The organism is Mesorhizobium sp. WSM4817 (assembly GCF_055811135.1).
In genome coordinates this window covers 105,002-118,717 of sequence record NZ_JBVVQQ010000019.1, presented here as the reverse complement: position 1 = coordinate 118,717, position 13,716 = coordinate 105,002, and the positions used below count along the sequence as shown (strand labels likewise).

The window sequence follows — 13,716 nt, the reverse complement described above, 5'->3', positions numbered from 1 at the left end:
CGATCTCCGGACCGGTAGCTCTCGCCGTAATTGATCAGGCTGGCACTGCTGGAAGGCGATGTAGGCCTGGAACTCGCCGATCGCCCAGACGCTGAGACGGATCGCCGACCTCTATAAAGATCGAGGACGATATCCGCGGCCGATCGGCCGATGAACGCCGCGCGATGCGTCAGGAAAATAGCCGCGCTATTGTCGCCGATTTTGAACCTTGGCTGCGCGAAAAGCTCGGCCTGATCAGTCAGAAGACCAAGCTCGCCGAGGCAATCCGCTACACGCTCTCACGCTGGGAAGGCCTCTCGCGCTTCCTTGACGACGGCCGCATCGAGATCGACAGCAACACCGTCGAGCGCTCAAGCCGTCCGATGGCGCTCAACCGCAAGAACGCGCTCTTTGCAGGTTCAGACGGCGGTGCCGAAAACTGGGCAGTCATCGCGTCGCTGATTCGAAACCTGCAAGCTCAATGGTGTCGAGCCACTCGGCTATCTCGCCGACGTCCTCACCAGGATCGTCAACAGCCATCCGAACAGCCAGATCAACGACCTGCTGCCTTGGGCCTGCATCCGGGCGCCCGAGCTCAAAGCCGTGGCCTGAGAACAGCGCTCTGATGACCGCTGTCAACGCTGTGGGCGCACAAAATCATCCGATCCGGGGAGCGGCTGTCGTGCTGATGATCGCGTATGGGAGGAGGCGGAACTGAAGGACGTCGGTGATCAAGCTCTGATGCGCGGGTTGGCTACCGCATTCCCGATTGTGCGTCCGGGGCTGTTCCTATCTTACTGCGGGCGTCGGTCAATTTGCCGGCCACAAAGCGTCTGACGGGCATTCCCCTGCCGTGGTCCCGCCTCCGCCCATGCGCGAGGTGTACACTGCCGCGGCGAGCGATCAGGTGGAGCGTGCCTCCCTGGCGACGGCCCACATGAAGCCGACTAGTTCGCGGGCGATCGCCGTGCAGACCACCGTCGTTCGCTTGCCTCGCCCGACCAGCTTTCGATAGCGGGTCGTCAGGCGGGCTTGAGCCTTCCATGCGATCTCACCGACTTTCGGCGGCGCCTGCTCCAGCCGGTACAGCTTCGCTTTGCCGATCCGGGGAGGGTGTCGATACGTCCAGGCGCTCTCGACCAGCATGTGGCGAACGCGGCCATTGCCTGCCTTGGTGATGCCGCCACGCCTGATTGTCTCGCCGGTCGATCGTTCGCCGGGAACGAGGCCGAGATAACCCATGAGTTGGCGAGGGCTCTCAAAACGGCTTACGTCGCCGATCTCGGTAGCGAACGTTACGGCGACGATCAGATCGACCCCACGCAATGTCTGGAGCGCTCGCACGATCGGCGCCAGCGACCAGTTCGGGATGAACTCTTCGATCACGCGCTCAAGCCGTTCCACACGCTCTTTCGAGACGCGCACCGCTTCGACCATCTCCTGGAGTGCGATCTGATGTGCAGGATAATCGAACCGCTGCTCCTGCAACCAACGCAGCTAGCGCATGGTCCAGTTCTTCCTGCGTGGATAGGCACGACCATGCTTGAGCATGAAAGCGCCCACCTGCTGGCGATGGACCCGCAGCCTCTCGACCGCGGCGGCCCGGGCGCGAACGAGATCGTGCATGGCTTCGTGGTCTTCATCGGGGACCCACACCGCGGTCAGCTCGCCGGCGCGCAGCAGCCTTGCCAATGAAAGAGCATCCCGGCGGTTCGTCTTCACCCGATCGCCAGGTTTCCTTGGAATCAGCGATGGCGCGACTACGGTGCATTCATGGCCAAGGGAACGGATCAGTCGGTAGAGGCCATAGCCGGTTGGGCCCGCCTCGTAGCAGAGGTGGATCCGATCGAACTTGGCGGCGATCCGTTGGATAACGCGGCGCATGCTCGTATCCGATGCATCGACCTCGCCGAAGAAGCGAACCTCTCCCTCCCGGCCGGCTTCCGCAATCGCGACGGCATTCCTCTGCTTCGCAACATCGATTCCGACAAATGCTTCCCTATAATCTGCCACGGCTCGTCCTCCTGTGATGAGGATCGGCTCGGCCCGCCCGAGCAACCCTCGGACGCGCAGTGTAGGGCGAGCCACCTCACCGGCAGAAGCGGACATACGGTCTTACGCTTGAACAGCCTCGTCAGCCAATCTCCAGCATAACTACCTGTCACGCGGCCAGGGTGCCTCCGTAGCTAACGTCTACGTCAGCGTTGAAGAAGTACCCTGCACCACGGCATGTCTTGACTAGGCGAGGATTGGCCGCATCAGCCTCCAGCTTTCGGCGCAAGCGCATGATTAGGACATCGATACTTCGATCGTACACCTCTTCTCCACGCACACGGCTCGCGAGCAAAAGCCGTTCTCTGGATAGCACGTTGCGGGGGTTCTCCAGAAATGCGATCAAGAGATTGAACTCACATGCGGTAAGCTTGACCTCGCCACGCTCCGTACAGATCAGGCGCCGCTGCTTGACGCTGAGCTTCCAGGCCCCAAAGCGAAATGAGCGCTGATCTTTGGTTCGCGGACTGGAAATGCGCTCGCGTAACGCTACTCGAATGCGGGCCAAGAATTCGCGCATCCCGAAAGGCTTGGGAATGAAATCGGTTGCGCCGAGCTCCAGTGCAACCACTTTTTCCGCCTCATCAAGCCGGTCGCCGCTGATCACTATGATAGGAACATCCGATCTTGTCGCCAGATTGCGGACAATCGCAAGTCCATCCTCCCGGCCTAGGTTAAGGTCAACAACCACGAGATCGACTGGCTCATGTGAAAGAACATAGTCAAACTGCTTGCTATCGTGGACTGCGGTTACCTTCAGGGCATGCATCGTGAGATACCCGGCGATGAGGCGCCGCATTGCGGCATCATCGTCAATGACAAGAACATGTTTCAACGGCACACCTTCAATCTTGAATCCCCTTGTCTAAACCTGTTTCTGAGCAACCCTGGGGCACCGACGCAGAACAGCTGCCCCTTGATATCACTCGCCGTTGCCTGCGGCCAATGTGAGGCCGTGCTCGTCCTGGTCTTTTCATCCGTGGCGAATTGACCGCACCCAGGCAGCCCGTGGCCACCAGACAGGTCCAAGCGCCGAGATGACCCTGCCGTGTGGTCCTTCGCTTTTTCGCTTCGAGCTCCCCCGTTGGTGCAGGCCTGCCAATACCATTCGAGTTCGACCTCATGGATGCCAAGTTTCCTGCTATGCCCTTGCATCCTTGTCATCCTGGAGTTTGCGGACCTGGATCATCTCGACATCCTCCGGCTCGTGGATCCAGCTCGGACATGGTTGAGCAGCGCGGCGTTTGGTTGATCGGAAAGGCGGTCGGCGGAAGAAGACCGTGATTCGCTGCAGCGGCCTTGTGCCAAATAGTATGTCTCCTGCCAAGCCGGCTTCGTCCAAGGTGGCCGGCGGCCCAAATGCTGTTTCGGGCGACCGGCAGGTCGCCGATTGCGGTGAACGTCCGGGCTAACATTTCTCAGTTACTGCAACTCCTCCATCTGGAGGGTGTCACTATGCTTGTCCATTGCGCCGTCGGACTCCGTTAATGGCGTGCGGTTTTCTGCCGATGGGACTGTGCATGATCCACCCGTTGGCGGCGCGACCGATCAGCTGAACCAGGCTCGCACCAGGTGGGCTGCGCCGCCACGTATTCCCAATTGACCCTCGCCCCCGCGGATTTGCCCCTTCGAGCCAGCTTCGCGGACGAGCTCGCGGTCTCAAACAATGATCTGAGTGTGCAGGGCCGCGCATGGCTGTCTCTTAAAGCACCGGCAGCATATCGGCAAAGTTGGGCTGCTTTAGCGCCTTCGTCGATTCCCCACGGTGATCCCGAGCCTGAACAAACCCGCCAAGCTTCCCATTTTGTCCTTGGCTTAGCGCTGACAAAAGGTCCCATCACCATCCATGACGCCGAAGTCGCGGGCCACGGTCCAGGAGCAACGGACGGCCGGGACGAGCAATCCCGCACAGGAGTCATCGTACCAAGATGCTCCAGATGTCGCTGGCTGATCGGGCCGGCGCCACCCCACGCATGCGCAAGCTGCTCCACCCACGCTGACACCAACACGGTCTTTGCTTCAGTTGAAACCGAAAAGCTGAAATTGAACATCACAGAGTAACAAACCTCCCCGATAAGCGCGTGCCGGACAGGGGCAGAACTCGTGCGGCGGCTTGGAAAGGTAGGTAATAGGGAATGTTTATTGCAGCTTGGCCCCTGGCCATCGTCCTGTTGACATCCATGTCACTCCCAGCCGAGCCCGCGCCACTTTCTCCCCGTGAGTTCCACAGCCTGTCGCGCAAATGCGCTCCATGGGTTGCGCCGTCCACCCTCGCCGCGATTGCCAAGATTGAAAGTGGCTTTGAAACGCTGGTGGCTCATGACAACACCACAGGTGAGCAGCTTCGCTGGATAGATCACCTGGAAGCCACGCGGGGCATCAAGCACCGCCTCGAAGCACAACATTCTGTCGATGTTGGATTGATGCAGATAAACAGCAACAACTTTCCCATGCTCAATCTCACGCCGGAAAAAGCTTTCGAGCCCTGCGCCTCGCTTTCGGCTGCCGCCCACTTACTTGAAAGCCGGTATGCCGGCGGCACGACTGCTGTGGCACAGCAACTGGCGCTTCGCCGTGCCATCTCGGCCTATAACACGGGCGACGTCACGCGTGGCTTCACCAACGGTTATGTACGCAAGGTCGAGTCGGCCGCAAAGGACATGTCAAGTCTCCTTGAGCGAACGCTGGAGCCGACCGCTCAAGATGTGCCAGGCCTTGAGGCAGCCGGTCCGAAAACCGTGCCCCCTCTGCTCGAACAGAGCCAACAGACTAATGAAAAGCAGCCCGCACAAGATTCGTGGGACGTTTGGGGCTCCTATCAGCGAAACCGCTCCGGGGCCGATCCCTCCGGTCCGACAGGCAGCCAGGCTGCGGACGAGCGGGAACCCTCGAACCCGAACAAACTCGTATTCGATTGAAACATGGAGATACAATGATGAAGCCACTCAAAATACTTCGTGCACTTAAAACGCGTGTTCCTTCGCCTTTTTCCATGCTGCGCATGGCGGCTGAATATGTACCGGCCGCTGCTGCGGGCGTCGCGTGGACGGTCTTCTCCAGCGGGCCGGCCGCGGCCCAGGTGACCGGAGGGACGGATCCTGCCAAGATGGTCCAGAATATCTGCGCCTTCATACTTGGTCCCTTCGGACAATCACTGGCCGTGCTCGGACTCGTGGCCATCGGCATCTCCTGGATGTTCGGTCGTGCTTCACTTGGCCTGGTTGCGGGTGTTGTTGGAGGAATTGTCATCATGTTTGGCGCCAGCTTCCTGGGCAAGGCGCTCATAGGCGGTGGCTGATGAGCGACCGGTTGGAAGTGAGCACCCTCTATGTGGCGGCGACACGCCCCGCACTGTTTCTGGGGGTGCCGCTGACACTGGCCGGAGCGCTCATGATGCTGGCGGGGCTCATCATCATTATCCTTAAGAACCCGCTTTATGAAGTCGTGCTCGTGCCACTCTGGTTCGGAGCACGGCTGATTGTTGAGCGTGACTATAACGCCGCAAGCGTCGCGTTCCTCTATTTGCAAACGGCCGGCAGAAGCGTGGACGGGCCGGTCTGGGGCGGCGCGAGCGTCAGCGCCAATCCGATCAGAGTGCCGAAACGCGGAAGAGGAATGGTGTAATGTTTGGCGCCAGTGGCCGGACCGAGAGATCTGGCGAGATCTACCTTCCTTATGTCGGTCATCTAAGCGATCAGGTTGTCCTTCTGGAAGACGGATCGATCATGGCCATGGCACATGTGAACGGGCTGCCGTTTGATTTGGAAGACGCTGAGATGCGCAACTCGCGCTGCCGCGCGTTCAACACTCTCTTGCGCAACATCGCAGATGACAATGTCTCGATATACGCTCACCTTGTGCGACACAATGATGTGCCGGCGCCAGCGCCGCGCCAGTTTCAAAGTGCATTCGCTGGCAGTCTGAGCGAGGCCTACGAGCGCCGTGTGCTGTCGGGAAAGCTCTTTCGCAACGATCACTTCCTCACTGTCATCGTGTTCCCCCGCAGCGCAATCGGCAAGATCGGCTTGCGGATTTTCAAGTCCCCCAGACGGAATGACAATGATCTAGCCGCCCAAATTCGAAGCCTGGAAGACCTCTGGCACATCATTGCTGGCGCACTCGGCGGTTACGGTCTGCGCCGGTTGGGTATCCGTGAGAGAGGCAACGTGCTCTTCACGGAAATTGGTGAGGCGCTTCGGCTGATGATGACTTGTCGGTTTCTTCCGGTTCCGATGGTTACCGGCTCACTCGGCGCCTCGATCTACACTGACCAGGTCATCTGCGGGAAGCGGGCGCTTGAGATTCGAAGACCTGGGGATAGCTCCGTGGGATCATTGTTTTCATTCCGTGAATATCCGGCGACGACGCGGCCAGGCATGCTAAATCCCTTGCTGTCGGCCAACTTCCCGCTTGTGCTCAGCCAGAGCTTTTCCTTCCTCACACGGCCACAAGCTCATGCGAAGCTTAGCCTTAAGTCCAGCCAGATGACGAGCGCCGGCGACAAGGCTCTCACCCAGATCAATGAACTTGCCGAGGCAGAGGACGCACTGGCAAGCAACGAGTTCGTCATGGGTTCGCATCATCTGAGCCTGTGCGTCCATGCCGAGAGCCTCAACAGCCTTGCAGATCGCGCAGCCAATGCGCGCGCAAGGCTGGCCGATGCGGGCGCCGTTATCGTCCAGGAGGGTATCGGCATGGAGGCCGCATACTGGTCCCAACTTCCGGGCAACAACAGGTGGCGCACACGCCCCGGGGCGATCACCTCGCACAATTTTGCCGGGCTTGTGTCATTTGAAAACTTCCCAAGCGGTTCCACTTCCGGCCACTGGGGCAAAGCGGTTGCGCGCTTTCGCACGAACGGTGGAACTTCATTCGACTACATCCCCCATGAGAATGACGTCGGCATGACGGCGATATTCGGACCCGTCGGCAAAGGCAAGACGACGCTGATGACGTTTATCCTCGCGATGCTTGAGCAAAGCGTGGTCGATCGCGATGGTGCCATCGTATTTTTCGATAAGGACCGGGGTGGTGAACTGCTGGTTCGAGCCACGGGAGGGACATATCTGGCGTTGCGCAGAGGCACTCCGAGCGGCTTGGCCCCCCTGCGTGGACTGGACAACACCTCCGCCTCGTTGGATTTTCTGCGCGAATGGTTGATGGCCCTGATCGAGAGTGACGGCCGTGGTCCGATCTCGCCGGAGGAAAGCCGTCGATTGGAACGTGGCATTGTTCGTCAACTTTCGTTCGACCCCGTCATGCGCTCACTTGCGGGCCTACGCGAATTTCTGCTGCACAGCCCCTCCGAGGGCGCAGGAGCACGGCTGCAGCGGTGGTGTAGAGGGAATGCGCTTGGATGGGCGTTTGACGGCGATGTGGACGAAGTAAGGCTGGATGCCTCCATTACAGGCTTCGACATGACGCAGCTCCTGGAATTTGAGGAGGTCTGTGCGCCGGCCGCCGCATATCTTCTGCATCGCGTGGGCGCTGTTGTCGATGGCCGTCGGTTTGTCATGAGCTGCGACGAATTTCGTTTCTATCTGCTCAACCCCCAGTTCTCGGCTGTTATCGACAAGTTCTTGCTCACCGTCCGCAAAAACAACGGGATGTTGATACTCGCAACGCAGCAGCCTGAACACGTGCTTGAATCGCCCCTCGGAGCTAGTCTCGTTGCACAATGCATGACGAAGATTTTCTACCCATCACCGACGGCGGACCGAGCGGCGTATGTCGATGGCTTGAAGTGCACTACGCAGGAGTTCGAGGCAATCCGCCACGGAATGGCAATTGGCAGCCGCAAGTTTTTGCTCAAGCGCGACAGCGGGAGTGTTGTTTGCGAATTCGATCTTGGGCAGATGCGCGAATATGTAGCCGTACTCTCGGGGCGGGCCAACACCGTGCGCTTTGCCGACCAGCTTCGTGACCAGTACGGAGATGCCCCAAGTGGGTGGCTCGACAAGTTCATGGCTCGTTACCACGAAATTCAAGACTGACGGAGGAATATTCATGAGATTTGCCAAGCTTGCAGCAACAACGCTTGCTGCTTCCTTTCTGCTTAGCACACAGGCCCGGTCGCAATTTGTCGTCAGCGACCCGGTAACAGAAACACAAGTGACCTTAACAGCGATTTCCAATGCGGCGATCCTTGAGAGGTCAATCACGACGCTCGCTACCACGATCGAAATGGTGGATATGCTAAAGTCGTCATTCGGTGTCACGGGACTGCTGGGCACACTGAACCAAGGAAATCACTACCCGTCGAGCAATACGCTGGAGGGGCAGATGTTTGATGCTCGGGCGCCAGTTTCGACCATGGCGCGTAACATTGCGCAGGACCCAACTCGGAGAGTCACCGGCACCGATGCAGAAGCGAAACTGTTAGAGGGGCAAATCGCTGGTGCCGCCAATGCCGCAGCTCTTGCAGCCGACACTCTGGGCGTAATGGACAAGCGCCTTAAGGCTAACGACAACACGCTTGGTCAGCTTTCCAGCTCGAGAAATATTGTGCAGGCCACCGTGACCAACGGTCTGGTCCTCAAGCAGATTCATGATGCGATTATCCAAAATGCCCAGGCCACGAGTCTGCTGACGATGGCCACTGCACAAGGCAGCCTTCACGCCGCGGAGGAGGCCGCCACGCAGCGTCGCGAACGCCAGGACACCGCCAAGATGTTTAGCATCCTCCCGTAAACCACGCAGAGTTCATTCGGCTCAGCTGCGCTGATCAGGGACAAATCAGGCTCACGCCATGAATTTCAAAATTCCCGCGCCATTCACGGCTATACACACGATCTTTCATGAGGCCTTTACGTTAGGGCTGCACGAAGTGCTTGAAAAGATCCAAGAGGCGGTCAGTGCGCCTCTGGTTGCGTGTGTCACGCTTTGGATAATAATCCAAGGCTGTCTGGTCATGCGTGGTCAAGTCGATGCGCGCGGGGGTATCTCGCGCGTAATCATGGTATCGATTGTCGTTGCTCTTATCTTAGGGCAGGCCAACTACCAGCAGTACATTGAAGCGGTCTTCGACGACACGATCCCGAGGTTGGCTCACCACATCAGTGGCAGCGACTTGCCCTTCATGGCGATCCCTCAGAAGCTCGACTTCATGTTTGCTTCAAGTCAGTATGTCTTTCAGGTGATTGCTTCCGAAATTGGGCCTATGAACGGCCAGGACATACTTGCTTTCCAGGGAGCGCAATGGATTTTCTACGGCGCGCTGTGGACAGCGTTCGAGATCTACGATGCCGTTGGAATCCTGACGAAGGTGCTCTTGGCGATCGGCCCCCTGGTCCTTGTAGGCTACCTTTTTGATCACACTCGAGACATAGCCACCAGATGGATCGGCCAACTGCTCTCGTACGGGCTGCTGCTTCTCCTCCTCAATATCGTTGCAACGATAGTTATCGCTGCCGAAGCAGCCTCGCTGGTATTCATGCTGGGGGTGATCAAATTCTCGGGCACGACAGCAGCCAAGATCATCGGGCTTTACGAGCTCGACATGCTTTTCCTGGCTGGTGACGCTCTGATCGTCGCGCTTCCGACGATCGCCAGCAGCATCGCCGGCGGCTCTTGGGCAGGTGCGAACCAACCTCTTAACAACCTCAATCGCCACTTTGCCAAAACGGCGGGTGGTTAACCAATCGACAAGCGCGGTGCCAAAAATGAAACTTTATCTACTTTTGTCAATCCTCGCTTTGGCGGCCTGCAAGACAACCGATCGGCTTGCGACCTGCACGGGTGCGCCATTCCAACTGAACGTGGGACAATGGGAAACCACCCCTGAGGATCTTCAGGTCGAATGTGCGGAAGAGCCCAAGTGAAATTTCCTGAACATGCCCTTCTGGTGGAGAGAGAAACGCTAGCCGCCCACTACAAGAAGGTGGAAGCGTTTCAAACTTCACGAGCGAAGTCTGCGCGGCGCCTGTCAAAGGCCCTGATAGCCTTTGCCGCAGCGGCGGTCCTAGGAAATGTTGCCCAGGCATTTACCATCGCTGCCATGGTCCCGTTGGCCAAGCTCGTACCTGTGTTCCTCTGGGTACGGCCGGATGGGACCGTTGACAGCGAAGTGTCAATCTCTCGACTGCCGGCAACCCAAGATCGAGCCGTCATAAATGCTTCGCTGTGGGAATATGTACGCCTGCGCGAGGGCTACACAGCAGATACAGCCCAATATGCCTATGACCTCGTGTCCAGTTTCAGCGCACCGGCTGTGCAACAGCAATATCAAGATTTCTTCAACTATCCGAATCCCACCTCGCCGCAAGTCACGGTCGGCAAGCGCGGCAAGCTCGAGGTCGGGCATATTTCCTCAAACGACATCAGTCCGGACGTTCAACAGATCCGATACAAGCGTACGCTTGTTGTCGATGGGCAGATGCCGATAGTGACCACCTGGACAGCTACCATCCGCTACGAGCGCTTGACGGGTCTGCCTGGCCAATCGAGACTCACCAATCCGGGAGGTCTACTCGTCACGTCCTATCAAGCCTCGGAAGATAGCGTATCGAACCTGGGCTATGCGCAGCCATGACAAAAAGAGCATTTCTCGCGCTGGCCTGTTCACTTTTCCTAACCATGGAAGCGTGCGCGGAAGACACGCCACTTGCCGGCAAGCATGATGCGCGAATGCGCTACCTGGCTTACCGTCCCGACGAAGTGGTGCGCCTATCGACCGCAGTGGGGGCAACGCTGGTTGTCACATTCGCGGCCAACGAGACCGTCGCAGCCGTGGCCGTTTCCAACAGCAAAGACCTGGCTGCGCTCCCGCGCGCCAACTATCTCTTTTTTAAGGCTAGCCGGATGCTCCCGCCGCAGCCGGTCATCGTGCTGGCCGAGAGTGAGTCCGGTACACGGAGATACGTCTTCAGTATTTCAACGAAAGCGATGCCAAAACTCGATGAGCAGCAACCTGACCTATATTACAGTGTGCAGTTCACCTATCCTGCTGATGAGGCTGCTGCTCAGAGAAAGGAAGCAGAAAGGCGCTCGATTCTTGGTCAGGCCCGGGCGAAAGTGCTGCAAGACGAGAGAGTTCAGGATCTGTTGAATCGGCCCGCCGCAACTGCCAGTCCGGACGAAAGCAATTTCCACTACGTCGCAAAGGGCGATCGATCGCTGGCGCCGCTGGAAGTTTTCGATAACGGCTTTACGACCGTATTTGGCTTCGCAAGCAATTCCCGCATACCCTCCCTCTACGTTATCAATCCCGACGGCAAAGAAGCCGCTGCCAATTACACGGTCAAAGGGGACTATGTTGAAGTATCCGCAGTCGCCCGGGAATGGCGTCTGAGAGATGGCAATACGGTCTTGTCCATTTTCAACAGGGCTTATGATCCTGTGGGACGAGCGCCAGTGACCGGTACAGTGACACCCGACGTGTGGCGCGTTTTGAAAGGCTCGGGCCGATGAATGAAACCGGCCCACAGTCGGGACATGATGTCCATGCATCCGGATCGATGGTCTCGGAGCCGGCCCGCCGGCATGTTTCGGGATTGCAGAAGTTGGCCGTCGCTGCTCTTGTTCTCGTCTCATCTCTATCGCTCATCTGGCTCGGAGGTCGTCCCGGCACACAAGACGATCCGTCTCAGCCAAAACCGCCAATTGTCGCCAACGCCGAGCCATTCCGCCCTGTGCCAATTGAGATTGCTCCCGAACCTCCAGCACCCGTACAGGCGGCCCAGGCGGCAGATGCTGCGCCATCCACGCCGCCCCCACCGGCGCCAGCTGATCCGCCGCCCGAGGAAACGCCAATTTTCGCCTACAGTAGCAGCAGTCAAATGCCCAATGACGGTCAGCGGAGCGAAGACAACCATAAGGATACTCCCGCGACCGCGGATGAGATTTCAAACGGTGGCGATCTGTCAGGCCGATTGAAGCCAGATATACAGGAGCCGAGCCGGGCCACACTTATGCCGCACCCTGATCTCGTGATTACTCAAGGAACGATCATTCCCTGCATTTTGCAAACGGCAGTCGACACAAATTTACCCGGCTATGTGAAGTGCGTCTTACCAAAAGACGTCCGCGGCGCCACCAACAATGTCGTGCTCTTGGATCGCGGGACGACCGTGATTGGCGAGATCCAGCGCGGTCTCCAGCAGGGGGATGCGCGTGTCTTCGTGCTGTGGACGCGCATCGAAACACCTGACCATGCCCTCGTTTCGATAGCATCGCCGGGCGCTGACGAGCTCGGCCGCTCCGGAATTCCTGGCACGGTGGACAATCACTTCTGGCAACGCTTTGGCGGAGCGATGCTCATGAGCGTCATCCAAGGCGCGTTTCAGGCGGCCGGTCAATACGCGGCCAGCTCTGGCGGAGGAAGCGGCATCAACAGCTTCCAGAGCAATGGTGGACAAGCCGTCGAGACGACACTGAGAGCGACGATCAACGTTCCGCCAACCCTGAAGAAAAACCAGGGAGATGCCGTATCCATCTTTGTGGCTCGGGACCTCGATTTCTCAGATGTATACGATCTTAGAGCGACTGCCGTGGCGCCAGCCCCCCAATATCGCAAACGCCGGAGAGACAACAATGCAATCGGAGGCTGATCCTCAATTGCGTTTGCTTCTCGAGCCCGTTCTGAAATGGCTTGAGGAGCCAAGGACCGAAGAGGTCGCTATCAACCGGCCTGGGGAAGCCTTTGTCCGACAGGCCGGCGTTTTCACGAAACATCCGCTGCCGCTGTCTTATGACGATCTGGAGGACATCGCGATCCTCGCTGGAGCGCTGCGCAAGCAAGATGTCGGACCGCAAAGCCCCCTCTGTGCGACTGAGCTGCCGAACGGAGAGCGGTTGCAGATCTGTTTGCCGCCCGCCGTTCCCTCAGGAACAATAAGCCTGACGATACGGCGTCCCTCAAGTCGTGTGACTGAACTCAAGGAAGTTTCTTCTCGCTACGAACACTCGCGTTGGAATCAATGGCGGTCACGAAAAGAGCGCCAGGAGCGGCAGGACGAAACGATTCTTCAGCACTACGACCATGGTGACTTGGAGCAATTTTTGCGGGCCTGCGTCTGCGGGCGGCTCACGATGCTGCTTTGCGGACCTACTGGAAGCGGCAAAACGACAATGAGCAAGACTTTGATCGATGCTATACCCCCCCAAGAGAGGTTGATCAGTATCGAGGACACGCTCGAGCTTGCAATCCCGCACGAGAATCATGTCCGGTTACTCTATCCGAAGGACCGAACAGGCTTAGGTGCGGTGACAGCCGAGCAACTGTTGCAGGCCAGCTTGCGCATGCGCCCTGATCGAATATTGCTCGGCGAGATGCGCGATGATGCTGCTTGGGCTTACCTTAGCGAAGTCGTCTCCGGCCATGCGGGATCAATATCAACCATCCACGGGGCTGATCCGGTCCAAGGCTTCAAGAAGCTCTTTTCACTCGTCAAGAGCAGCGCGCAAGGAGCCGCTGTGGAAGACCGCACGCTTCTTGACATGCTGTCGGCTGCCGTTGACGTCATTGTCCCGTTCAGTACCCAAGGCGAAGTGTATGAGGTGGGAGAAGTATGGCTCGCCGCTGATGCCCGGCGACGGGGAGAGACAGTAGCCGACCTTCTCAACAAGCACTAAGGTTGAAACAACGTCTCGGGATCGATAAGTCGGTGATGTGACGCGTCATTTTATTCTGCTTCGATGTCTTTTGAGAGGCCTTCCCGGATTGCTTGAGGCCCGAGCGAGCCGGCG

At 58.3% G+C, this 13,716-nt stretch carries 12 protein-coding genes and 2 pseudogenes; 12 read left to right on the top strand and 2 right to left on the bottom strand.

Features of this window, described 5'->3' with window-relative positions:
• Window positions 1–73: 73 nt before the first annotated feature.
• A pseudogene (locus AC0L2K_RS23955) lies at window positions 74–591 on the top strand (IS66 family transposase); the annotation flags it as partial.
• Window positions 592–882: 291 nt separating this feature from the next.
• Here AC0L2K_RS23955 and AC0L2K_RS23950 read toward each other — a convergent pair.
• Both AC0L2K_RS23950 and virG read right to left on the bottom strand, forming a co-directional pair.
• Window positions 883–1,992 (bottom strand): annotated as a pseudogene (locus AC0L2K_RS23950) (IS110 family RNA-guided transposase).
• Window positions 1,993–2,140: 148 nt separating this feature from the next.
• Window positions 2,141–2,866 (bottom strand): two-component system response regulator VirG, encoded by a 726-nt coding sequence (gene virG, locus AC0L2K_RS23945; protein WP_473532493.1) that lies wholly within the window; start codon window positions 2,864–2,866, stop codon window positions 2,141–2,143.
• Between the two features lie 1,300 nt (window positions 2,867–4,166).
• On the opposite strand from virG, the gene AC0L2K_RS23940 reads away from it, so the two are divergent.
• The 11 genes from AC0L2K_RS23940 (at window position 4,167) to virB11 (ending at window position 13,602) form a co-directional block, all read left to right on the top strand.
• Complete coding sequence (locus AC0L2K_RS23940; RefSeq protein WP_065006391.1) at window positions 4,167–4,949, top strand: type IV secretion system lytic transglycosylase VirB1; 783 nt, start codon at window positions 4,167–4,169, stop codon at window positions 4,947–4,949.
• 74 nt (window positions 4,950–5,023) lie between these two features.
• Window positions 5,024–5,329, top strand: coding sequence for a pilin major subunit VirB2 (virB2, locus tag AC0L2K_RS23935; protein WP_404927828.1), 306 nt, complete (start codon window positions 5,024–5,026; stop codon window positions 5,327–5,329).
• Window positions 5,329–5,655, top strand: coding sequence for a type IV secretion system protein VirB3 (locus tag AC0L2K_RS23930; RefSeq protein WP_065006389.1), 327 nt, complete (start codon window positions 5,329–5,331; stop codon window positions 5,653–5,655). The genes virB2 and AC0L2K_RS23930 overlap by 1 nt, the downstream gene beginning before the upstream one ends.
• Window positions 5,655–8,024 carry a type IV secretion/conjugal transfer ATPase VirB4 gene (gene virB4 / locus AC0L2K_RS23925; RefSeq protein ID WP_473532492.1) on the top strand — a complete coding sequence of 790 codons (2,370 nt, stop codon included), beginning with the start codon at window positions 5,655–5,657 and terminating at the stop codon, window positions 8,022–8,024. Before AC0L2K_RS23930 ends, virB4 begins: the two co-directional genes overlap by 1 nt.
• 13 nt (window positions 8,025–8,037) lie before the next feature.
• Window positions 8,038–8,721: a TrbJ/VirB5 family protein gene (locus AC0L2K_RS23920; RefSeq protein WP_065010587.1), complete on the top strand. Its 684-nt coding sequence runs from the start codon at window positions 8,038–8,040 to the stop codon at window positions 8,719–8,721.
• Between the two features lie 58 nt (window positions 8,722–8,779).
• Window positions 8,780–9,667, top strand: a complete 888-nt coding sequence (locus AC0L2K_RS23915) for a type IV secretion system protein (protein WP_065010588.1) — start codon at window positions 8,780–8,782, stop codon at window positions 9,665–9,667.
• A gap of 25 nt (window positions 9,668–9,692) precedes the next feature.
• Window positions 9,693–9,851: a type IV secretion system lipoprotein VirB7 gene (locus AC0L2K_RS23910; RefSeq protein ID WP_082982598.1), complete on the top strand. Its 159-nt coding sequence runs from the start codon at window positions 9,693–9,695 to the stop codon at window positions 9,849–9,851.
• Window positions 9,848–10,561 (top strand): type IV secretion system protein VirB8, encoded by a 714-nt coding sequence (locus AC0L2K_RS23905; RefSeq protein ID WP_065010589.1) that lies wholly within the window; start codon window positions 9,848–9,850, stop codon window positions 10,559–10,561. Before AC0L2K_RS23910 ends, AC0L2K_RS23905 begins: the two co-directional genes overlap by 4 nt.
• Entirely contained in the window at window positions 10,558–11,439 is an 882-nt protein-coding gene (locus tag AC0L2K_RS23900) for a TrbG/VirB9 family P-type conjugative transfer protein (RefSeq protein ID WP_065010590.1), read from the top strand. The genes AC0L2K_RS23905 and AC0L2K_RS23900 overlap by 4 nt, the downstream gene beginning before the upstream one ends.
• A complete protein-coding gene (gene virB10 / locus AC0L2K_RS23895; RefSeq protein ID WP_473532491.1) occupies window positions 11,436–12,578 on the top strand; it encodes a type IV secretion system protein VirB10 in 1,143 nt (380 codons plus the stop codon). The genes AC0L2K_RS23900 and virB10 overlap by 4 nt, the downstream gene beginning before the upstream one ends.
• Window positions 12,562–13,602, top strand: a complete 1,041-nt coding sequence (gene virB11 / locus AC0L2K_RS23890; RefSeq protein ID WP_065010592.1) for a P-type DNA transfer ATPase VirB11 — start codon at window positions 12,562–12,564, stop codon at window positions 13,600–13,602. The genes virB10 and virB11 overlap by 17 nt, the downstream gene beginning before the upstream one ends.
• The last annotated feature ends 114 nt before the right edge of the window (window positions 13,603–13,716 follow it).

What these genes read in the sequence shown, in the direction of transcription:
- AC0L2K_RS23940 (WP_065006391.1), top strand. Translation starts at nt 4,167, where the DNA reads ATGTTTATTGCAGCTTGGCCCCTGGCCATCGTCCTGTTGACATCCATG.
- virB2 (WP_404927828.1), top strand. Translation starts at nt 5,024, where the DNA reads ATGCTGCGCATGGCGGCTGAATATGTACCGGCCGCTGCTGCGGGCGTC.
- AC0L2K_RS23930 (WP_065006389.1), top strand. Translation starts at nt 5,329, where the DNA reads ATGAGCGACCGGTTGGAAGTGAGCACCCTCTATGTGGCGGCGACACGC.
- virB4 (WP_473532492.1), top strand. Translation starts at nt 5,655, where the DNA reads ATGTTTGGCGCCAGTGGCCGGACCGAGAGATCTGGCGAGATCTACCTT.
- AC0L2K_RS23920 (WP_065010587.1), top strand. Translation starts at nt 8,038, where the DNA reads ATGAGATTTGCCAAGCTTGCAGCAACAACGCTTGCTGCTTCCTTTCTG.
- AC0L2K_RS23915 (WP_065010588.1), top strand. Translation starts at nt 8,780, where the DNA reads ATGAATTTCAAAATTCCCGCGCCATTCACGGCTATACACACGATCTTT.
- AC0L2K_RS23910 (WP_082982598.1), top strand. Translation starts at nt 9,693, where the DNA reads ATGAAACTTTATCTACTTTTGTCAATCCTCGCTTTGGCGGCCTGCAAG.
- AC0L2K_RS23900 (WP_065010590.1), top strand. Translation starts at nt 10,558, where the DNA reads ATGACAAAAAGAGCATTTCTCGCGCTGGCCTGTTCACTTTTCCTAACC.
- virB10 (WP_473532491.1), top strand. Translation starts at nt 11,436, where the DNA reads ATGAATGAAACCGGCCCACAGTCGGGACATGATGTCCATGCATCCGGA.
- virB11 (WP_065010592.1), top strand. Translation starts at nt 12,562, where the DNA reads ATGCAATCGGAGGCTGATCCTCAATTGCGTTTGCTTCTCGAGCCCGTT.